Annotated in this window: 27 protein-coding genes; 9 read left to right on the top strand and 18 right to left on the bottom strand. The window is 50.5% G+C overall.

What is annotated here, in order from left to right; translation table 11 throughout:
* The first annotated feature begins 344 nt into the window (after window positions 1-344).
* A complete protein-coding gene (locus EM595_RS18135; RefSeq protein WP_067436999.1) occupies window positions 345-1,661 on the top strand; it encodes a methyl-accepting chemotaxis protein in 1,317 nt (438 codons plus the stop codon).
* A 63-nt stretch (window positions 1,662-1,724) separates the two neighbouring features.
* Here the strand turns inward: EM595_RS18135 and EM595_RS18140 are convergent, their stop codons facing one another.
* A complete protein-coding gene (locus EM595_RS18140; RefSeq protein WP_067436098.1) occupies window positions 1,725-2,450 on the bottom strand; it encodes an SDR family oxidoreductase in 726 nt (241 codons plus the stop codon).
* A gap of 114 nt (window positions 2,451-2,564) precedes the next feature.
* Here EM595_RS18140 and EM595_RS18145 point away from each other — a divergent pair, with 114 nt between their 5' ends.
* Entirely contained in the window at window positions 2,565-3,476 is a 912-nt protein-coding gene (locus EM595_RS18145; protein ID WP_067436101.1) for a LysR substrate-binding domain-containing protein, read from the top strand.
* A 60-nt stretch (window positions 3,477-3,536) separates the two neighbouring features.
* Here the strand turns inward: EM595_RS18145 and EM595_RS18150 are convergent, their stop codons facing one another.
* Complete coding sequence (locus EM595_RS18150) at window positions 3,537-4,391, bottom strand: LysR family transcriptional regulator (protein WP_067436103.1); 855 nt, start codon at window positions 4,389-4,391, stop codon at window positions 3,537-3,539.
* A gap of 74 nt (window positions 4,392-4,465) precedes the next feature.
* Between EM595_RS18150 and EM595_RS18155 the strand changes: the two genes are divergently transcribed.
* From EM595_RS18155 to EM595_RS18175, 5 genes are all read left to right on the top strand, one after another.
* A complete protein-coding gene (locus EM595_RS18155) occupies window positions 4,466-5,389 on the top strand; it encodes a DMT family transporter (RefSeq protein WP_067436106.1) in 924 nt (307 codons plus the stop codon).
* A gap of 129 nt (window positions 5,390-5,518) precedes the next feature.
* Window positions 5,519-6,565, top strand: a complete 1,047-nt coding sequence (locus EM595_RS18160) for a catalase family peroxidase (RefSeq protein ID WP_067436109.1) — start codon at window positions 5,519-5,521, stop codon at window positions 6,563-6,565.
* A complete protein-coding gene (locus EM595_RS18165) occupies window positions 6,562-7,101 on the top strand; it encodes a cytochrome b (protein ID WP_067436112.1) in 540 nt (179 codons plus the stop codon). Before EM595_RS18160 ends, EM595_RS18165 begins: the two co-directional genes overlap by 4 nt.
* A gap of 45 nt (window positions 7,102-7,146) precedes the next feature.
* Window positions 7,147-7,620, top strand: coding sequence for an RNA polymerase sigma factor (locus EM595_RS18170; protein ID WP_067437001.1), 474 nt, complete (start codon window positions 7,147-7,149; stop codon window positions 7,618-7,620).
* The gene (locus EM595_RS18175) at window positions 7,617-8,351 is read left to right on the top strand and encodes an anti-sigma factor family protein (protein ID WP_067436115.1); all 735 of its coding nucleotides are present in this window, start codon (window positions 7,617-7,619) and stop codon (window positions 8,349-8,351) included. Before EM595_RS18170 ends, EM595_RS18175 begins: the two co-directional genes overlap by 4 nt.
* A 215-nt stretch (window positions 8,352-8,566) precedes the next feature.
* On the opposite strand, the gene EM595_RS18180 is transcribed toward EM595_RS18175, so the two are convergent.
* Window positions 8,567-9,598 (bottom strand): methionine synthase, encoded by a 1,032-nt coding sequence (locus tag EM595_RS18180; protein ID WP_067436118.1) that lies wholly within the window; start codon window positions 9,596-9,598, stop codon window positions 8,567-8,569.
* Between the two features lie 26 nt (window positions 9,599-9,624).
* Complete coding sequence (locus EM595_RS18185) at window positions 9,625-10,608, bottom strand: DUF1852 domain-containing protein (protein ID WP_067436120.1); 984 nt, start codon at window positions 10,606-10,608, stop codon at window positions 9,625-9,627.
* A 508-nt stretch (window positions 10,609-11,116) separates the two neighbouring features.
* Here EM595_RS18185 and EM595_RS18190 point away from each other — a divergent pair.
* On the top strand, window positions 11,117-11,737 hold the full coding sequence (locus tag EM595_RS18190) for a LysE family translocator (protein WP_067436123.1): 621 nt from the start codon (window positions 11,117-11,119) through the stop codon (window positions 11,735-11,737).
* Between the two features lie 968 nt (window positions 11,738-12,705).
* On the opposite strand, the gene EM595_RS18195 is transcribed toward EM595_RS18190, so the two are convergent.
* Together EM595_RS18195 and EM595_RS20775 are read right to left on the bottom strand one after the other, a co-directional pair.
* Window positions 12,706-13,326 carry a hypothetical protein gene (locus tag EM595_RS18195; RefSeq protein ID WP_067436125.1) on the bottom strand — a complete coding sequence of 207 codons (621 nt, stop codon included), beginning with the start codon at window positions 13,324-13,326 and terminating at the stop codon, window positions 12,706-12,708.
* Window positions 13,316-13,753, bottom strand: a complete 438-nt coding sequence (locus EM595_RS20775; RefSeq protein ID WP_231938749.1) for an HNH/endonuclease VII fold putative polymorphic toxin — start codon at window positions 13,751-13,753, stop codon at window positions 13,316-13,318. The genes EM595_RS18195 and EM595_RS20775 overlap by 11 nt, the downstream gene beginning before the upstream one ends.
* A gap of 113 nt (window positions 13,754-13,866) precedes the next feature.
* On the opposite strand from EM595_RS20775, the gene EM595_RS20910 reads away from it, so the two are divergent.
* Window positions 13,867-14,235, top strand: a complete 369-nt coding sequence (locus tag EM595_RS20910) for a hypothetical protein (protein ID WP_082691700.1) — start codon at window positions 13,867-13,869, stop codon at window positions 14,233-14,235.
* A 163-nt stretch (window positions 14,236-14,398) separates the two neighbouring features.
* Here EM595_RS20910 and EM595_RS18205 read toward each other — a convergent pair whose 3' ends face one another.
* From EM595_RS18205 to EM595_RS18260, 12 genes are all read right to left on the bottom strand, one after another.
* Window positions 14,399-14,719, bottom strand: a complete 321-nt coding sequence (locus EM595_RS18205; RefSeq protein ID WP_067436131.1) for a hypothetical protein — start codon at window positions 14,717-14,719, stop codon at window positions 14,399-14,401.
* A complete protein-coding gene (locus tag EM595_RS21250; protein WP_067436134.1) occupies window positions 14,716-14,922 on the bottom strand; it encodes a hypothetical protein in 207 nt (68 codons plus the stop codon). Before EM595_RS21250 ends, EM595_RS18205 begins: the two co-directional genes overlap by 4 nt.
* Before the next feature lie 155 nt (window positions 14,923-15,077).
* Window positions 15,078-15,515 carry a VENN motif pre-toxin domain-containing protein gene (locus EM595_RS18215; RefSeq protein WP_067436137.1) on the bottom strand — a complete coding sequence of 146 codons (438 nt, stop codon included), beginning with the start codon at window positions 15,513-15,515 and terminating at the stop codon, window positions 15,078-15,080.
* 404 nt (window positions 15,516-15,919) lie between these two features.
* Window positions 15,920-16,357, bottom strand: coding sequence for a hypothetical protein (locus tag EM595_RS18220; protein WP_067436139.1), 438 nt, complete (start codon window positions 16,355-16,357; stop codon window positions 15,920-15,922).
* Window positions 16,358-16,360: 3 nt separating this feature from the next.
* Complete coding sequence (locus EM595_RS18225; protein WP_067436141.1) at window positions 16,361-17,014, bottom strand: toxin C-terminal domain-containing protein; 654 nt, start codon at window positions 17,012-17,014, stop codon at window positions 16,361-16,363.
* A gap of 3 nt (window positions 17,015-17,017) precedes the next feature.
* Window positions 17,018-17,836 carry a VENN motif pre-toxin domain-containing protein gene (locus tag EM595_RS18230; RefSeq protein WP_231938750.1) on the bottom strand — a complete coding sequence of 273 codons (819 nt, stop codon included), beginning with the start codon at window positions 17,834-17,836 and terminating at the stop codon, window positions 17,018-17,020.
* An 89-nt stretch (window positions 17,837-17,925) separates the two neighbouring features.
* Window positions 17,926-18,117 carry a hemagglutinin repeat-containing protein gene (locus tag EM595_RS21390; RefSeq protein ID WP_067436147.1) on the bottom strand — a complete coding sequence of 64 codons (192 nt, stop codon included), beginning with the start codon at window positions 18,115-18,117 and terminating at the stop codon, window positions 17,926-17,928.
* A gap of 135 nt (window positions 18,118-18,252) precedes the next feature.
* Window positions 18,253-18,588, bottom strand: a complete 336-nt coding sequence (locus tag EM595_RS18240) for a hypothetical protein (RefSeq protein ID WP_231938754.1) — start codon at window positions 18,586-18,588, stop codon at window positions 18,253-18,255.
* Window positions 18,588-19,106 carry a hypothetical protein gene (locus EM595_RS21395; protein ID WP_231938751.1) on the bottom strand — a complete coding sequence of 173 codons (519 nt, stop codon included), beginning with the start codon at window positions 19,104-19,106 and terminating at the stop codon, window positions 18,588-18,590. Before EM595_RS21395 ends, EM595_RS18240 begins: the two co-directional genes overlap by 1 nt.
* 109 nt (window positions 19,107-19,215) lie before the next feature.
* Window positions 19,216-19,518: a hypothetical protein gene (locus EM595_RS18250; protein ID WP_067437008.1), complete on the bottom strand. Its 303-nt coding sequence runs from the start codon at window positions 19,516-19,518 to the stop codon at window positions 19,216-19,218.
* A 182-nt stretch (window positions 19,519-19,700) separates the two neighbouring features.
* Window positions 19,701-19,919 carry a hypothetical protein gene (locus tag EM595_RS18255; RefSeq protein ID WP_071852568.1) on the bottom strand — a complete coding sequence of 73 codons (219 nt, stop codon included), beginning with the start codon at window positions 19,917-19,919 and terminating at the stop codon, window positions 19,701-19,703.
* A gap of 325 nt (window positions 19,920-20,244) precedes the next feature.
* Window positions 20,245-20,550, bottom strand: coding sequence for a hypothetical protein (locus tag EM595_RS18260; protein WP_067436156.1), 306 nt, complete (start codon window positions 20,548-20,550; stop codon window positions 20,245-20,247).
* Between the last annotated feature and the right edge of the window lie 42 nt (window positions 20,551-20,592).

Genomic DNA, 20,592 nt, shown 5'->3' on the forward strand with positions numbered 1-20,592 from the left:
AAAAGCGGCGGTAATAAACAGGTCATTGGCTAAGGCAATACCCAGACAAACGCGCGTTGCGCGGCGCCAGCCAGCCAGCCAGCGTTTATGAGGGTTTAAAACAGTACCTGCGTTAGCCTGACAATCAGGGGGAATAACGTTGACCTTCAGCCAGCTAAACCGCCCTCTTACCCCATAACATTGCGCTGCCCGCAGCCTGAAGACCCGAGGTTGTGTCATCCTCATGACTTCTGTAACGCTTTTACATAATAATCAGCAGAAACTATCACAGCGATGTGTGATGTGAACGCCGGATGTGCCGATAACCCAGCTAGTCCCCATTTCATCCGGTATCTCTGATGCAACTGAATGTAGTGAAAAATCTTATTGCCCTGCTGAACCCTCGCCGCGGCCAGCGTTCATCCGCGTCATTTAACGCTTTAAGCCAGGCGATGCCGGTGATCGAATTCAGCCCTGCTGGCATCATTCAGAAAGCCAGCCCGCTGTTTCTGACGGCGATGGGATACCGGGCTGATGAAATCATTGGTCGCCATCACAGCATGTTCTGCCCGCCGGAGCTGGTTAATTCACCTGAATATAGCCGCTTCTGGCAGCGTCTCGCGGCGGGAGAAAACTTCAGCAATAAATATCTGCGTCTGGCCAGCGGCAACCGCCCGGTCTGGCTGGAAGCCAGCTATATCCCGATCGCCGACCGTCGCGGCAAGGTGTTTAAAATCATTAAAATCGCCGCTGACATCTCGGCACGCATGGAATCCGCGCTGGAACAGGAATCGGTGATTAATGCGATCGGCCGCTCAATGGCGGTGATCGCCTTCAGTCCCGCCGGTATCGTGCTTGATGTAAACGAAAACTTTCTGCAGGCCACTGGTTACACGCGGGATCAGGTGCTGGGTCAGCATCACCGTCTGTTCTGCTCAGAAAAGCTCTGCCGCAGCGATGAATACCGGCAGTTCTGGGAAAGGCTTAATCAGGGTGAGTTTTTCTCCGGTCAGTTTCCCCGCCTTAACCGTCGCGGTGAGCCGCTGTGGCTGCGGGCAACCTATAATCCGGTGTTTAACAGCAAAGGCCAGCTGTACAAAATCGTGAAGTTTGCGTCTGACGTGACGGAACAGGTTTTGCGCAATCAGAAAGAGCAAAATGCGGCGGTGCATGCGTGGGAAATGGCGATACAGACACGCGGCAGCGCGCAAGCCGGAGCCGACGTGATCGAAAACAGCATACGCATGATCGATAAAATCGCCCAGGATATGAACGCGGTCTCGACCGATATCGTCCGTCTTAACAAGCAGTCTGACAGCATTGATGGCATGGTGGAAACCATACGTGGCTTTGCCCTGCAAACGCGACTGATTGCGCTTAACGCGGCGATCGAGGCTGCCAAAGCAGGCGCCTCGGGCCGCAGCTTTGCCGTTGTCGCCGCCGAAGTGCGTAGCCTGGCCGCCAACGTCAGCGGCGCTACCGAAGCGATTGAAAAGGTGGTATCCGGCAACAATCAGCTGACCAGAGACGTGCTGAAAGGCATCGAAATCAGCCTGGACAATACCGGGCAAGGCGTCACGCTGATGCGCGAAGCCAGCGAGGTGATCGCCAGCATTCAGCGCAATTCTGAACGCGTGGAGAGCGCCGTCAGAGAAGTTGCTCGTTCGGTTGAAGCGGAATAACAGCACACCGCGAAGAACGATCGGCATTGAATCGTCGGCGCCGGTGCCGACGGGGTGCGGCGATTACCAGGGCGCCCGCTGTTGATCAAACCAGAAGCCCGCCGTCATCTCCGCCCTCTCCTGTTCCGCCAGCCAGACGATACCGGCCGCCGCCTGCTCAACCGTTCGGTAGCCGGTGTGGCCGTTAAAATCGGTGGCGGTATAACCCGGATCAACCGCATTGACGCTGATGTTGTCTTTGATCAGCTCTTTGGCGAACGCCACCGTAACGGCATTAAGCGCTGACTTCGAACTGGTGTAGCCCATCGCCTCAACCTGAGAATAGGGATGGCTCAGATCGGCGACCCATTCCAGCGAACCCAGCCCGCTGCTGACCATGATAATGCGGGCATGCGGCGCGGATTTAAGCAGCGGAAGAAACGCTTGAGTCACCCTGATGACGCCAAACACGTTGGTTTCATAAACGGCCATGATGTCACTGAGGCTTTGTGCGCTGGGAGCAACCGGCTGCGCCCCTGAAATCCCGGCATTATTGATCAGCAGATCCAGCTTGCCCTCTTCTTCCTGTACCCGCTGCGCCGCGGCCTGAATGCCCGGCAGGCTGGTGACATCCATGATGATTAACCGCACGTTGATGCCTTCCGCAGCCAGCCTGGCAACGGCCACCTCGCCACGTTGTTCGTCGCGGCAACCCAGCCAAATCGTATAGCCCCGCTGACCTAATTGCCTGGCCGTCTCAAAACCGATGCTTTTGTTGCCGCCCGTGATAAGTACGCTCTTGCTGTTCATGTGGGTTTCCTGAAGATAAATGCCTTTCTGCTTAACAGGCGTTTTTTGTGTTCTGAATTTATAGCCCGCCTGATAGTTTTGATAAACGGGCACAATAAGAACAGGCTGATCGGTATGGCGAACAATAGCGATGCGAGCGGAATGGAGAACCTGGCGGTTTTTCTGACGGTGTTTAACGAGAAGAGCTTTCGCACGGCGGCGATCCAGCTTGGCCTGTCGCCCTCCACGGTCAGCGAGAAAGTTTCGGCGCTTGAGCGCAGCCTTGGCGCACGCCTGTTTACCCGCACCACACGCAGCGTCAGGGCGACCGAAGCGGGTCAGGCGCTGGCCGAGCGCATCGCTCCGCTGCTTACGGAGGTGCGCGCCGCGCTCAATGATGTGACTACGCTGCAGCAGGATTTGCGCGGTACGCTCAAACTGAACGTAACCGGCGCCGTCATGGTGGACATCTTACCGCCGCTGCTGGATCGCTTTCTCTCACAGCATGCGCAGATTCGTGTGGAGCTGATGGTCGATGATCGGCTGGTGGACGCCACGCTGGCGGGCTGCGATGCGGGCATTCGTTACGGCGAACATCTGGCGAAGGATGCCATCGCGGTGCCCATTGGGCCGCGTATCCAGCGCCTGGCGCTGGCCGCCTCGCCCGCCTATCTCGCGTCGCGCGACCGCATTACTCATCCAACTGATTTACCTGAACATAACTGCATACGGCTGAAATTTTCCAGCGGCGCGCTGGTGCCGTGGGATTTCAGTCGTAACGGACAGATGCTGCGCGTGGATCCGCCAGGACGGCTGATCATTGGGGTCGATGGCGCATCGGCAGCCATCGACTTTGCGCGCAACGGCAACGGCATCATCGCGACGTTTGAAAACTGGCTACAGCCGCATTTCGACGCGGGCGATCTCTTGCCGGTTTTACCGGAATGGTGGTCGTCGTTTGAGGGGCCGTGGCTCTATTTCTCCAGCCGCTTTATGACTGCTCCACTGCGGGCGTTTGTCGATTTTCTGCGCGAACAAGAGGCATAACGCGCGATGCTCAGCCGGTGATTCGCCAGGCCGGTTGCGGATTATGCCACGGTGCGACCTCTATAACCGAAACCGCTGCTGCATCGCCTCTGCCAGTAACGTGACGGCCTCATCGCCCACAGAGGCGGCGCTGCGCATAAACACGATGTCATGGTCAGCAATCGGCGGCATGCCATCGAGTATCTGCATGCGTTCGGTGACTTTGCCGCGGTCAATCAGGCTGAGAGCCAGGCCCGCTTCCACACAGGCTTTAACCGCCTGATTGGAGTGGCTTTCGAGCACAATGCGTACACGGTGACCAGATGCGTTTAACGCTTCGATCATCGCCTCGCGGTAAGGGCATTGCACGGCGTGCACCGCCAAAGGCAAAGGATCGCGGCGCAGCAGATCGCTGCCAATAGGCCCGACCCAAACCGGCGTGGTCGACGTCAATAACTGGCTGTGCGAGCCAGCATACCCTTTCAGCTGCGTTACCACCGCCGTTTGCACGTTGTCACGCTGCACCCATTCTCTGAGCAGATAACTTGGCCCGGTCTTCAGCTCCAACACCACATTGGGCCAGGCGGCGGTAAAAATCGGCAGGATGTCGCGAATAACGTGCAGCGCATATTCATCGGGCACGCCCAGGGTAATACGCCCGACCAGATCGGTGCCGTGCAGATCGGCCAGCACCCGATCGTGCGCGTGTAACAGTTCGGCGGTGGAGGCCAACAAACGCTTGCCGAGCGCGGTCAGGGAAACGGATTGGTTATCGCGATTCAATAGCCGTCCGCCTGCCACCGCCTCAAGACGCTGAATGTGCACGCTCACCGCCGCCGGACTTTTGTGCAGCTGTTCAGCGGCCGCGCTGAATTTCCCGATGCGCACCACGGCATGAAAGGTGCGTAATAGATCGATGTCGAGAGTCGCATTCATGATTTAACCTTTGTGAACGACTGATGCACAATATTTTGATTTACCAGATTACCCCAGTTGCCTAGCCTTGAGGAATGAACAAAACATTCCCGCTCCAACTTAACCCTGCACTACGTGGCCACTGGCTGCACACTCTGCCGCTGCCACTGCTGGAAGCCGGGCTGGTAATCGCCTGGAGTTCAGGGTTTATCGGCACCCGTTTTTCTATCGATTACGCCCCGGCGTTGCTGGTGGTCTTCTGGCGCTGCGTGGTGGTTTCTCTGTTACTGCTGCCCTTTGTGCTGCGGCCGTTGCGGCAAACCTCGTTTCGCGTACTGCTGAAAAACGCCGCCATCGGCTTGCTGGCGATGGCGGGCTACATGACCGGCGTCACACAAGGCATTGCGCTCGGCGTACCGGCGGGTCTGGCCGCGCTCTGCGCCGATCTGCTGCCGCTGGGCATGGCGCTGTTGGCGGCGGCCTGTCTTGGCGAGCGACTGGCACCGAAAATCTGGCTGGGGCTGATCCTCGGGCTGGTTGGCGTGCTTACCGTTACTCACAGCGTGCTCGGGCTGGGCGACGCGCCGCTGTGGGCCTACGGTTTGCCGCTGGCAGGCATGTTATCGCTGGCGGTCGCCACCCTGTGGCAAAAGCGCGCCAGCGACGCCTCGACAATGGGCCTGCTGCCTAACCTCTGGTTACAGTGTTTTGTGTCGAGTTTCGCCTTCGCCCTCATTCAGGGTAGCCAGGGCAGTCTGGCACCGATTCCCTCAACGGGCTTCGCGCTGAGCGTGTTATGGACGGTGGGGCTGTCAACCTTCGGCGGCTACGGGCTGTACTGGATTTGCCTGCGCCGCAGTTCGGCAACCCGCGTGGCCAGCGTGCTCTATCTCAGTCCGCCCATTACGCTGCTCTGGGCGTGGATGATGTTCGGTGAGCCGCTCTCCTGGCAGATGGCGTTGGGAATGATGATTTCCGCCATCGGCATCGCGCTGGTGATGCGCGCCGAGCGCCGCTGAGCCAACCGGGCATCTGATTTATTGCTGTTCAGATCCCGGCCGCCGCCAGCAAGAAAATTTTCTTTTCGCGGGAATAAGCTTTCCGGTGGTTCGTCTTATCTGCTCTCAGATAACCGACGAGCGCATGATATGACACAACCTTCACTTTCCAATCGCCAAAAGCTGACCCGGCTTTTGCTGGTAGCCGCTGTTCCGCTGGCGTTGATTTTACTGTTTTTATGGGCAGGCGGTTGGCTGACGCCTCAACGGCTGTCCGCCGATAAAATGATTGTCGCGCTCGAGCAAACCGGCGGAAAACACCCCGGTTATCGCCGCAATCATGCAAAAGGCATCTGTATCCTGGGTGATTTTATCGCCAACGGCCAGGCCAGCAGCCTTTCCCGTGCGGCGCTGTTTGCACCGGGCAGCACGCCGGTAACAGGACGCTTAGCGATTGCGGGCGGTAATCCCGCGGCACCCGATTACGCCGTTCCGGTTCGCAGTATGGCGCTGTTATTCCAGCAGGCGAACGGGGAACAGTGGCGTACCGGCATGAATGCGATACCGTTTTTTCCGGTCGCGACCGTTCAGGGGTTTTACGATCAGCAAGAGGCGTCACGGCCCGATCCCGCAACCGGCAAGCCCAACCCGGCCAGCATGCAAGCGCTGGTGCATAAACATCCGGAAATCGCCCATTTTATCCGCTGGGTAAAACAGGCCGTTCCCGCTTCAAGCTGGAGCAGCGAGCGATACAACAGCCTGAACGCCTTTCTGTTTGACGACGCTTCCCATCATCAACATCTGGTTCGCTGGAGCATGGTGCCCCATACGCCACGGCAACCGATGACCACAACAGAACAAGGCGACAACGATTTTCTGCAAAAGGATCTACAGCAGCGCCTGGCGACGGGGCCACTAAAGTGGGATTTGATCATTACCCTGGCGGGCGCGGGCGATGCAGGAAACGATGCGTCGCGCGCGTGGCCCGCCGATCGTCAGACCGTTAATGCCGGCACGCTGGTGATCAACCGTGCAGTGCCTCAGCGGGAAGGGAAATGTAATGACATTAATTATGACCCGCTGATTCTGCCCGATGGCATCGCCGCATCTGACGATCCTTTGCTAAATGCGCGTTCCGCGGCCTACGCCAAATCCTATAACCTTCGCACCCGCGAGCAGTCAGGGCATTCACTATGAAACAGGTTACCCATTTTCACCCTGCGCTACGCGTGGTGCACTGGCTAATGGCCGCGCTGATTCTGTTCATGCTGTTGATCGGCGTGGCCATGGTCTCTACCGTTTCTTCGTTACATGCTTTGCTGGTATCAATTCACAAGCCGCTGGGCCTGATGATCCTGGTGCTGGTGCTGGCACGCCTGTGGTTACGGTTCTGTACCGCTGTTCCGGCGTTGCCTCACTCGATTCCGGGCTGGCAACGTGCCATGGCGCATCTTTCACACTGGGCGCTGTATGCCATGATGCTGGCGCAGCCGCTAATTGGCTGGGCTATGCTTTCAGCAGCGGGCTATCCGGTGACGCTGGGAGGTGGCCTGGTATTACCGCCGATTGTGCCAATCAATAACGGCAGTTATGCGCTGTTGCGTTCTCTGCATTCGATCGTTGCGTTGCTGCTGTTCCTGACCATTATGGTGCATCTGGCGGCGGCACTGCTGCATGTCTTGATCCTGCGGGACGGCGTGTTTGCCAGTATGGCGGGAAAGCGCAAACGCTGAGGGTCCTCTGTGTCACATCTTACTGATGAAGAAATTCGCGATGTTATGCCGCATTTGCAACGTTTTGCCCTGTGGCTGACTCGAAATCCACACAGCGCTGAGGATCTGGTGCAGAGCTGTCTGTTTAAAGCGCTGACGCACAGCGCACAGCGTAAACCTGAACACAGCCTGCGGGCATGGTTGTTCTCTATTCTTTATCGACAGTTTATTGATGGCGAACGGCGAGGTAAGCGTTATCGGGCTATCCTGGCATTTTTTACTGGTGAAGAGCGCTCAGGCCCGTCGGTGGAATCAATGGCGATTGCCGACGACACGCTGGCGCTCTTCGCCACGCTGCCCACCGATTATCGGGCGATACTGTTGCTGGTGAGCGTGGAAGAGTTGAGTTACAAAGAGGCTGCTATGGCATTAAATATCCCGCTGGGCACGGTGATGTCTCGCCTCTCACGGGCGCGTAAACTGCTGCATGAAAAACTGGAAGGTCAGGCCGCACCACTGCCATTGAGGAGGCTAAAATGACGCCCGGTGAACAGGAACTGCATGCGTGGATGGATGGCGAAGTTGACGATGCCCGCGCCGAAAAGATAGAACGTTATCTGGCGGAGAACCCGCAGATCGCCGCCGAAATGGCGGCGTTGCGTCAGGATAAGCAGCTTTTACGGCAGGCGATGCATCGGCAACCGCCGTATGCCACCAACGTTGATGCGCACTATTTTCATCGACGTTTACGCCAGCAGAGGTTCAGGAAACTGGCGCTGGCCTGCGTGCTGGTGTTGTCAGTCGGTATCGGCGGCATTACCGGCTGGCAAATCAACGCACAGATGAATGCGCATCTGCCCATGGAAGATGCTGTTCAGGCGTTCCGGCTGTTCGGCGATGAAAGCCAGTTGCCGCTTGATGTCAGCGCCGCTCAACAAGCGGATCTGACGCGCTGGGTAACCCGCTATTTTATTCATGGCGATTTGCCGCCCAACCTTGAGCAGTATGGCTTTAAACCGCTTGGCGCCCGTCTGATGGCAACGGCGCAAGGGCCCGCTGCGCTGGTGATGTATGAAGATCCGCACGGTACGCGCCTCGCCTGGTATATTCGCCCACTCAGCCCGATCAAGATGTCCCACGGAGAACGTCAGGCAGAAGATGTCATGGCGCAATACTGGAGTGATGCGCATTACAACTATGCGCTGGTTACGCCGCTGGGTGCGCCACAGGCGGGCGTCGTGCGCAAAGCGTTGTCACCCACAATAAGTTGAAGTTACACGGCAGAGGAAAAAAAAGCTGATGGGTTTATGGTGGGGAGAGGTTGGTTGAAGAAACCACGCGCAACCGGCTTAACGTTAACGCCCTGCCGGTTGCCGTTCTAATCAGAACGCCATGAATTGATGGTGCTCGCAGCGCCGCGGCGCCATCCGGGAACGATGTGAAGATGGCGGCACCTTCACATCGTTTTCCTGAGGAGTGGCCGCGATTATTTCGCCAGCAGTTCCCGACGCACGATCTCAGCACCGGCGCTCAGCGCATGCAGTTTACCTTGTGCGACGTGACGCGATAACGGTGTCATGCCGCAGTTGGTGCATGGATAGAGTTTGTCAGCATCAACAAACTGCAGCGCTTTACGCAGCGTATCGGCAACCTGCTCCGGCGTCTCGATGGTGTTGGTCGCCACATCGATGGCGCCGACCATCACTTTCTTACCGCGAATCAGTTCAATCAGCTCCATTGGCACCCGCGAGTTCTGGCATTCCAGTGAGATGATATCGATATTGGATTTCTGCAGCTTAGGAAAAATTTCCTCATACTGACGCCACTCTGTTCCCAGCGTTTTTTTCCATTCGGTATTCGCTTTGATGCCATAGCCGTAGCAAATATGCACCGCGGTTTCGCATTTCAGCCCTTCGACCGCTCTTTCCAGCGCCGCAATTCCCCAGTCGTTCACTTCGTCGAAGAAGACGTTAAACGCTGGCTCATCAAACTGAATAATATCCACGCCTGCAGCCTCTAATTCCCGCGCTTCCTGGTTAAGGATTTTGGCAAATTCCCAGGCAAGCTTTTCGCGGCTTTTATAGTGGCCATCATACAGCGTGTCGATCATGGTCATCGGGCCCGGCAGCGCCCATTTGATCGGTTGCGTGGTGTGCTGACGTAAAATTTTAGCGTCTTCAACAAAAACTGGCTTCTGACGAACCACTTCACCGATAACGGTCGGTACACTCGCGTCATAACGATTGCGGATGCGAACAATTTCACGCTTTTCAAAATCAACGCCGCTGAGGTGTTCAATGAAGGTGGTCACGAAGTGCTGGCGGGTTTGCTCACCATCACTGACGATATCAATGCCTGCTTCAATCTGATCCTGCAAGCAAACACGCAGCGCATCGAGTTTGCCCTCAGCCAGCTCTTCGCCTTGCAGCTTCCACGGCGACCACAGCGTTTCAGGCTGAGCAAGCCATGAAGGTTTTGGTAAGCTGCCCGACGTTGAGGTAGGTAATAACTTTTTCATAATGGATAACCTTGTAGTTCGATTAATCAAAGAACGGAATTAGCAGACCACTGCTCAAGAACAGCCTGGTAAGGTTTAATGAATGTCTCTTCAGTAAACTTGCCCTGCTCAACAGCCAGCTGGCTACGTTCTTCTCGATCATAAACAATCCGCGTGAACGAATAATCCTGATGACTCAGGCTTGGCTGATAGACGTTCCCTGCCGCAGAATTCGCGTTGTAAATTTCAGGCCGATAAATCTTCTGGAAGGTTTCCATCGTGCTGATAGTGCTGATCAATTCCAGGTTGGTGTAGTCGTTAACCAAATCACCCTGGAAATAAAAGGCCAAAGGCGCAACGCTGCCTGCTGGCATGAAATAGCGCGCGGTTAATCCCATTTTGGCGAAATAGTAATCGGTCAGCGATGCCTCGTCCTGCTGATATTCAATGCCCAGAACAGGATGCACATTGCCCGTGCGGTAATAAGTGTTTTTGCTCGATACGCTCAGGCAGATCACCGGCGGCTTACTGAAGTGCGTGTTATATGCGTCCGAGTTAATGAAGTTTTTGAAAATGTTGCCATGCAAATCACCGAAGTTAGCAGGCATGCTGAATTCATTGCGATTTTTATTGTGTGCTGGCAGCACCACGCTGAAATCGTAATCCCGCACGTAGGAGGAGAAGTTATTGCCCACGATACCTTCAATGCGCTGACCGCTCTGTTTATCGACGACGGTAGTTTTTAAGATTTCAATGACCGGAAAAGCGCCGCCCTTGCCTTCGAGATCAACGTTAAGCTCGGCAGTAATAATCTCCAGCTCAACCGCATAACGATCGCTTTTCGGGTTATCCCATTGCGCCAGCGAATTGAAACGGTTGTCGATCATTACCAATGCGTTGTGCAGGTTTTCCTGACGCTTTTCACCCCGGGCTAAATTCGCAAAGTTGGTGGTGATGCGCGTTTTATCAGAAGGATTATAATTTTCGTCGAAACGAATGCGCTTGAGAGTAAATGCAAAGTTTTTATTCATTGTTATCTGGCATCCTGATTTCTGATAAAAAGCCTGATTGAATAACACATTTTTCAGGCTTTCTTATTCAATGTGTTCGCGATAAATATTTAATAACTGTGCATATTTTATGCCTGACTCCTCGCGTGAAAAAAAGTGATTTAATTTCATTCAACATGAACTTTATTCATGTTCAAGCAGAGTATCAGTGCCAGCAAGGATAGAGTCGCACGCTTACACAGGGATTCACTTCCGAGATCAGGGGGTTAGCGCGGATTAAGGTGATGAGCGGATGATGAAGAATAATGAGGATGGCAGGCACGGCCTGTGTTGCGCGCGCCAACATGCTGACACATCATGTTGTGTAGGCATTCCGTTTTTGTCTATTACGGATGCTCTATCTTCGGGTTTATTGGAGGATAAGGCGCAAGCGGATGAGAGGGGCTTTATGCGATTACCCTGAACCTGAGGCTGCTGGGATCGTTATCCAGCCTGAGTTGATTACTTAAATGGCTTTGGAGAGAACGCTATGTCCATCATGGATTCACTTCTGACATTTAGTTTGGCCGCTGTGCTGTTGACCTTAACACCGGGGCTGGATACTGCACTGATATTGAGAACGGCCACAACAGAAGGAAAAAACCAGGCTATTCAGGCGGCGCTGGGCATTAATACCGGCTGTTTACTGTGGGGCGTGGCGGTTGCTTTTGGGTTAGGAAGCGTTGTAGCAGTTTCAGAGCTTGCTTATGACATCCTGAAATATTGTGGCGCAGCCTATCTGGGTTGGCTGGGCATTTGTATGCTGGTGCGCCCCAGGAAGCAATTAATCGTGGCTGATGCTTCCAACAAGACGGCTTCAAACTGGTTTCTGAAAGGCGTTCTCGGCAATGCCCTCAACCCTAAAGTAGGCATCTTTTATGTCTCTTTTTTGCCCCAGTTTATTCCTCAGGGGCACTCTCCCGTTATCTGGACTTTTGGGCTGGTGACTATTCATATAACAATGGGTATTGTCTGGTCGTTGATGCTCATTGGCGCGACGCGCCCGCTGGCCTCTCTGTTACGAAAAGAGAAAGTGATTCGCTGGCTGGATCGCACCACCGGTCTGGTTTTTCTTTTATTTGCAGCACGGCTGGCAATCAGCAGGCGTTAATTTCTCAGCGTCCGGGCCAGGTTAATGCCCGCCAGGCCCTGAACCGCCGCCGTCGCCGCCGCCTGAATACCCTGCTGAACCGGGCCGCCGGTGCCCATTTTGCTGGCGATCATCGCCCGGTTATACAGCGTCTAGTTAACATGTCCGTTGAGCGAGGCAGGTAACAGTAGCAGGGTGTGGGCGCGGACTGAGCAGCGGATAACAGTAAAGTGATTATCGGTGACGATAGGCTGACCGGTTTCGTTATTATTCTGTATTAAAAGTGATGAATAGCCGGACATTACTTCTCTGGTTTTTGCTCCCGTAAGCCAATGGATTTAGGGCTTGTTGGTAAAACGTCTGGCTGGTATCTTATTACTTAGAAATCAGAATGATATGTAATTTAATATATCATTCAAAGTTCTGCTTGAAGGCGATAAGCCAACTTATATACATCATCAACAAACAGCTTTTCGTCTTTTCGGTTTTTAAAATAAGATGAGGAAATTTCATTTGCACTGAGTATGTCATTATATCGTTTAGCTCATTCATCAGTGGCTAATTTTTCAATTCCAGAGATATAGTTTCATTTTTACGGAACATCGCAATTTCTCTCCCACAAACATCCGTTTTTACTATGGGTATGTCGATATTACATGTCTTACAATTTATCATGGCTGAATAGATTGGCATACCAAGCCCAGCATTTTATAGTCAACCATTCCACCAACACTGACAGATTAAATTACCATTTCAGCAATACGAACTTTTGATGGTTCTATTTTTTAAAATTGCATTACATATTGCTTAACAATATGCTGCAATCCTGCTTTTAAAGCATCTTACTTAAGGGGTTTTATTTTTCGCTGCCGTCCTTTTTTGTACCAATGGCATTTCTAAAAGGAAATTCATCCCTGCATTTTTATTTTACTAGAAATGAAATAACAAGTCATGAATTTAATAAAAATAAGATCGCACCTCCTCGTATTTTATTTTCTAATTTCATTAAAGTTACCAATCATAACAATCTCGGAAGACTTAAAATCCTCATCACCTAATAAAACAAATACCACAGCACCTTGCAACAAGATATAGTCCAAAACTTTTCCAAAGGAGTTTTTTTGTATGACCGAAATAAAACCATCCTTATCAAAGCAACAATTATCCATAAAAAAATAAAAGCTTTTATCTTTGTATGATGTTGTCATAATCATGTCATGTAAATTTTCAAGCCCCAACTTAGCAAACCCGTGCAGCTTTATTTTTTTATCTTTTATCGAAAAAACGCAATTTTTTTCCTTAAGAAAACTGTAATCTTTACAACTATAAGGTTTTAAACCCCAAAATCCTTTATGACGATTTATTTTGGTATCATCCAACCATGGTGCTAATTCACCATAGAAAAATAGTGATTTATTCTCTGCTGGATAACCCAGCCATTTCAACATGTCATTGAATATCAGAAAGTAGCCTTCATTCCTGTTATTGCTATATAATTCAAAACTCGTAGCTTTGTAGTCAGACGTTAATTCATTGATGTAATCAAAACAGATGACATCATTATCCTTCTTAATGGTTTCTGTACTTCTTATCTTGTATCTAATATTCATAATGATTATCTAACTCGTCATTGAAATGTGGGCCTCTATTTTGCGGGTCATTCTCACCAAAAAAATGACCTTTTGCATCATCCCTAATAATTAGAGTTTTGATTTTTCCATTCGCATCTCTTATATCAAACTCATAATTTTTACCAGGTTGTAACTTACCACGGCGATCATAATTAGGGGTCACTCTATCCGGGTGTTTTGACACTGGTATACCAGACTGCCTCTTCGCCTCTTTAAAGGCCCCTGAGCGACCAGCTCCCACAGGTGAAAGACTTGCAGCTTTATCTCCTTTAGCCAGATAAACCAGATCATCCTTATTCTGCTGCGCGATCGGCGTTACCGTGGTGTTTTCGCCCGTATCAGGCACACCATCATTATTTCCCGTATTGCGGGCTTCCTGCTCACCAGACCGGTCCGGCGTGACCAACGACGTTCCCTTGTTTTCACCCTGCGCCGGATTAACCAGCCTGCCACTTGTCTCATCCCTATCTGGCTGAGGAAAGACAGGATTAGCCCTTTTGGATCCTGAGCTACCATGTAATGGTAAACTTCACGCTGTTCTGGAGTCAGTTTTTCTATCAAATCGGCACGGCCCGTTGCGGCAACGCCCAATACATACTCTTTATCAGTATCAGAAAGCTTATCAAGCTCGGTGACTGCGGTACCAATTCCCAGCAGATTTCCCAAACCTTCTTTTATCAGCACATTATGACAGGCTGCGACTTGAGTGCATCCTTGTGCGACAAGCCTTATTCCTTGACTCAACACGGCAAGGTTATTCTCTACCTCATTTTACCACGCCTGCGCACCCGCCACGGCGCAGCCCGCGCGCGCTCCGACTGTCCTACTCTTCGTCATAATTGTTGTGCTCAGGCGATAATTCTGCCCGTACGATTACCTTCAACCTAGCATCCGAAACTACCGCTAGTAATATTTACCCAATGTAATTGCACATTTCTTATGATTTCCGCATTATTTAGCGCCGGAGCCTGCGTCGAAATTTAAGCACTGCACCGCTTTTGGATAAGATAGGGTAAAACAATCCCGGCCATTCATGCAGGGATTTTGAGGCTTAGTAGAAATCTGGATCTATCTTCTCTTTCTCTTTCTCTTTCTCTTTCTCTTTCAGAATCTCAATAAAGCGCCTGTAACTTTCCAAGTCCTCCTCAATTAAATCATCCAGTAATCCTTCTGCTATCAGTGGTTTAAAAAACACACCATCTTCAAAAAAAATAAATTCACCTGACATGGATGAATCAACTACTTTAACTTCATCTACATCAAAAGCAGACAAACCATAATCTTTAATTAACCCATAAAAATAGAGTTTCCCATTTATCCAGTAAACTGCATAGACATCTATTAATGCCCCATCCTTTTCTTTTATCCTCATTTAATGGTGTCCTTAATTGAATCAATCACTTTAGCAGGGTCACTAACATCCCTTTGAGGCGTGGTAATCTTCATATCATAAGCTTTGTTTGTCATGGAATTATATTGGTAATGTACTGTTATTGTTGAATCATTAGAGAGTTTTTTCTTTACTTCTATTTTCTGAAAGCCTGCATATTTTGGAAAGCGTGGATCCTTATTCATTCCTTTAAGCGGTACTCCAGCAGAGCTTGGATTAGCCCGAATCTGATTCCAACTAATTTTTCATTAAGATCACGTGGAAAAGGATTCTGTATCCCTTTGGCTGTCGTTGTGAATTCAGCTCTGTTAATTAACTCCTGCTGTTCCTTAGTAAGCCGCTAGATTGGATTATTTGCTGCCGGTTTTTCAACAGTTAATCCAAATATGACACCTGCCAATACTGCCTTACCAATGTTGTTTCTATGCAGTTCCGTATTGTTAGCCACCGGTTCAAGCTCGGAGATTGAGTAGGCAATCAGTTGTTGACATTTTTTATTACAGTCCAGAAATGCTTGTAGTACTTTCAGCTTCTTAAGCTCTGTTTTCTGGTCTCTAATCGAAATTGCTGTTGCAAGCGCCTTATCTTGCTTCTCTGCATCCAGCTTTTTCAGATCTGTTACATACTGGTCTCTCTCCTCATCAGTCTTTGCATTTGCATATTTCTCAACGAATGACGTGATGTCACTATCACTCAGCCAGTTATTCTCAACCACATTTTTCCCTGCCTGCGCGCCCGCCACCGCGTGCGCGATCAGGTTGGCCTCAACGTTCACCACCTCTTTGCCGTCCGGGCCTTTCGTTGTCGTCAGCGTATGTATCTGCTCCGCCAGGATTACCGTATCTGAACCGGGGTTATTTTCCAGGATCGCTTAAATAATATTGGCACTTTCCGGTAAGTCACCTTTCACCATCAGCGCCAGATCGGCCTGGACCTGTTCCGGTGGCAGTTTCTTATCTTGGGCATATTGCACATAAGAGGTGACCGACTGACCGTAATCAATCGCTTCTGATGGCAGTATATTATTCCACCCATCACCCAGTGCATTATTCTCAACAGTCTTGCTTAGAAGGAAAACGAAAGAATCAGGGTTTCAACCCTACTTGACTTCATTGAAGGCCCGAATTATCGGGCCTCATTTCCTTAACTGACCAGCATTAGGCCTGGTGGCCAGGATCTTTTTTAGTCTTTAAGGCTATGATAAAAACTAATAACACTTTTTAAATCGGTATTCCATTCCGATATTTTCATGCCATCTTCATTATACGTTGTTCGCGGTTCAGTAAAACTATTTATAGTTTCAGGAGTGAACCCTGGACATTCATCTAAAAATAAAATGCTATTTTGAACGAAAACAACATCACCAGAAAAATACAATACCCAAGTAAATATAAAATTTGTATTGGCAGGCTCATACATAGAAACAGCTAAAGTAGCATGCTTTTTATTTGCCAAGCCTTCTTCAAGAGAACCTCGCCAGTTATCTTTGTAGTCATTTATATTCCAGTAAGATAGAGGTATATTCATCATTTCTGAAAATTCATCAACAATTATCAATGCTGGTAAGACGCATTCGCCCTCAATATCCACTGGTTTATCTTCTGGGAAGATACCAAACATATGTCAATCCTTAATCCTGTTTAGATCGCTATCATAAGTGCCCATACGTTTCCCTCTACGGTCAAACATTTTCCAACCATTGGTAACATTATGGCTGTCGACATCAGGCGTAATATATGCTTTACCATCAAAAAATACAGGTTGACCATGAGAATTGAATGGAGCCTTAGGTGCCGGAATTCTTCGGTCAAAACCTAAATGCCCAGCAGCTTCTTGAGCCTCTTTTCCTTTAAGGGCCAGATAAGCCAAATCATCTTTATTCTGCTCAGGAATCGGTGTAACCGTGGTATTCCCGCCCGTATCCGGCATACCATCCGTACTTCCGGTATTGCTGGATCCCTGCTCACCAGACTGATCCGGCGTGATCAGCGAAGTTCCTTTATTCTCATCCTGCACTGGATTGACCAACTTACCACCCGTCAGGTCATCATTAACAGGCACCGTTTCAGTTCTGTTACCAGCGCCATCCTGATGCTGCTGATTCTGTGCCACATTCGTGTCGCGCGATTTTGCAGCCTCATCATGCGCTTCAACGATTGCACGACCGTCAGTGATCGGCGGCGTATCCGCCTCCGTTCCTGACCCTTTCAGAGTCTTATCCAGCTCCGATGCAATTTTGTTATTCGCATTCTGAACTACCTTGTCACCCGGACTCATTGGTCATCCTGGAACGGGTACCAGCACAGGCCTTGGCAAGAGAAGATTATTATTTTCCAATGCATTTTTCCCTGCCTGCGCGCCCGCTACCGCACCGCCCGTGCTGTCTCCGGCCACGCCGCCCGCAAGGCCCGCCGCCAGCGTGCCCAGCGTGCTGATGGTCTGCCGCTGCTCTTCGCTCAGGTCTTCGCGCTTAACTCCCGGATACATCTGCTGCGCAATGAACTCGCCCATCGCCGCCCCGGATGCACCGGCCAGCGCGGGGTTGCCCGCCGCGTATGCCGTCACCGCGCCCACCACCGCGTGTGCGATCAGGTTGGCCTCAACGTTGACCACCTCTTTGCCGTCCGGGCCGTTGGTTATGGTCTGCTGATGGATGATTTCTGCCAGGTACGGTGCCGCCACGGCGGTCAGCGCCTGGGCCAGGTTACTGCCCGCCAGGCCCTGAACCGCCGCCGTCGCCGCCTGAATACCCTGCTGAACCGGGCCGCCGGTGCCCATTTTGCTGTCCAGCATCGCCCGGTTGTACAGCGTCTGATAAACCTGACCGGTGATGTCGGCGACGGTCGGCTCCAGACCTGGATTCGCCTTGCGCCACTCCGCCTCAGCGTCCCGCTTCTGCTTCGGCGAGATCTCTTTCATCTTACCCGTGGCGGCTTTCGTCGCCGCAATCTCCCCCTGCGTCCGGGCAATATCCGCCACCTGCGAGCCGATTTCCGCCAGCTGCTGCGCCGTTTCCATTCGCCGCTGCTCTTTCTCCCTGTCGAAGATTTTATCAAGCCCCGGATTCGCACCTGCAGCGTCGCGGCTCAGGTCCGCCACGTTTTGTGTCTGGTTCGCCCCGTCGCGGATAACAAGGGTGCCTTCACTGACCGCCGCCTTCGTGGTGGACGATGCGCTGCCGCTGCTGTTCATCCCCGCCAGCAGGCTGAAACGCTGATGCCGTAGCCACCCGACCCGGCGGTCAGGCCGATACCCAAGCTGCCGCCCTTGCTGCTGTTAGTGCTGTCGGTGCGCTCGGTGTTCTGCGCTGAAAGCAGGCTGATGTCGTTTTTCGCCGTCAGCCCGAGGTCGCCGCCCGCCTGAAGCTGGCTGCCCTGCATGAGGATGTCGCCCGCGCTGCCCGGCTGTGCGCCGGTGGCGGTGATGATAAGGTTAATTGAGTTACTGCGTTTATCAGGTAACTGACTAGCTATAAAGTAAAAATCCCGGCCGGCGGGCTGTTTTTGTTACTTATTTCATTGAGGCTTATTGTAATAATCTGGTAATTTGTATCCTTCAGGTATTTCAGGCCAGGTGTCCTGCTGATTTATCATTATCACGTCATCTACGATATCTTGATAAAGATTTGACATGTTTAACGATGCCATTCTCACTCGCGTTAATGCGCATCTAATAGCTATTTTATCTTTAGCTTTTATTGTTTTTTCAAGCAATTCCGTTGCATTAAGAAAATCGGCAGCATAGTCTTCGTAGTTTTCAACAACCTCCGATTCAATATTGATTTCGGATTCTATTTTTTGATCAGCAACAAGATTGAGTAGGCTGTATTTAAGTTTATTCAAAGATGACATCATTTTATTTTTCGACCTTCAGCTTCAGCTTGTTGAGTTTTTCTTTCATTTACAGAACCATCCAAATTCAGAACAGCCCTGAAGTTTCCTCGTTTATCAAAAATTTCGATATGATCCTTGTGTAACCCCCCCCCCAGATAGAACTGATCTTCTTTTTTAATATAATCCCCAATATTGTCCGTAGCCTTACAGATGCTTTGTCCCTGACACTGCTGATCAGTTTTTTGAGTATTACCCTTAACGGTATTACCAAAACCATGTTGTTTTAGGAGTTCACCCATTTTACCTGCAGAATTTTTATTTGGCCCAAAATCCTCAGCCAGATAAGCAAAATCATCCTTATTCTGAGCGGGAATTGGCGTAACCGTGGTATTGCCTCCCGTGTCCGGCAGACCATCCGTATTACCGGTATTGTCTAATGCCTGCTCACCAGATCGATCCGGCGTAACCAGTGACATTCCTTTATTTTCATCATGAAAAGGATTAATCCGCTTTCCGCCGGTCAGATCATCATTCACCGACACAGTTTACGTTTTAATGCCTGCGCCGCTGTTATGTTACTGGGTTGCTAACACTTTATCATTACACCGCTTTTATTCGCCCGTCAGGCCGCGTCCAAGTCTTCTGTTAATCAGGATCTGAGGGCGAGGATATATTGGCTTTGCGTTCGTCTATTTTAGCCAAAACCCAGGAACCTAATCCTCCCGCAACCCCTGCGATAGTGCTTATAACGCTTATATCTATAATATCTTCTCTCGTTAAACTGACTTTACCGTCAAAAATGAAGTCAATGACAGCACTAGCTATAAAGAAAAAACAACAGGAAACCAAATAAATCACACTTAAGAACAAAAGCCTTAAGAGCTGCCATAGAGCTGGTGACATATTAGCAAGTTGCTCGTTGGTAATTGCAACGGTTTCCTTGCCCATATCTACCGATATCTTTAACTCCATCCGTTGTTAGCTTCGCCCCGGCCATAGTCGTCAGCACGATCTCGTCTTACTTCAACATGATATCATTCACTTGAAATAGACCAAATTTGAAGCGTAGCAGAGGCCGTTTTTTATATGAGCTTCTGAAAAGATGCCGGGGATAGGATAAGATCGATACTTTATGTAATATTTTTCACTGCTTGCTCAATAAGAGAATTAAATTCATAAAAGCTAAAATTCCAGGATATTTTCTCAGGGCAGTTGAAAATCTCAATTCGCAAACCAACTTCAGGTTCATTTGAAATTTCTGCAACCTGATTACTTCCACAGAAAATCTCATACACGACATTTTCTCTATCCGGAAGGCTGGCAACATTTGCTGTTAATTTACTTGTCATTTTGGTGGCTCCAGAAACCCTATTAGTTTACCTTGTGCATCATAACGCAATCCACGTCCACTTGAAGAGATTACGTCAGTAACTTGTCCATAACGACCTGTATTACTTTTAATGACTGATTTATTAGGATCATTCAAAATTCTATCTACAATTGTCTGACCCTGTTAATTTATTGCTGATGGATTGCCTTTAGCTGACGGAAAAACACTACCCTCACGACTCCCGTGTTTCTGAAGAGCTCGTCCGGCAAGAGTTAAATCACCTTTTTTAGACGCCGGGTCTGTATGCTTCGCACCATCAGAGAGTTCATCAATAGACCATTTACTTATTTGCTCTCTCGTATTTGTTTTTTGACCTGCCTCACTATTCCGTGCTTTCTCCTCATCCTGAGGTTCCCAGCCACCCGGAGATCCAGATCCTGCGCCCCCAGCTCTTCTTTCTGAGCATCCGTCAGATCCTTCGCCACATTCGGGTCGCGCGATTTGGCAGCCTCATCACGCGCTTCAACGATTGCACGACCATCAGTAATCGGCAGGGTATCCGCCTCCGTTCCTGACCCTTTCAGGGCCGTATCCAGTTCCGATGCAATTTTGTTATTCGCATTCTGAACTACCTTATCACCCGGACTCATTGGTAATCCCGGAACCGGTACCTGCACAGGCCTTAGCTGTAT

This window comes from Duffyella gerundensis (assembly GCF_001517405.1).
GTDB lineage: Bacteria > Pseudomonadota > Gammaproteobacteria > Enterobacterales > Enterobacteriaceae > Duffyella > Duffyella gerundensis.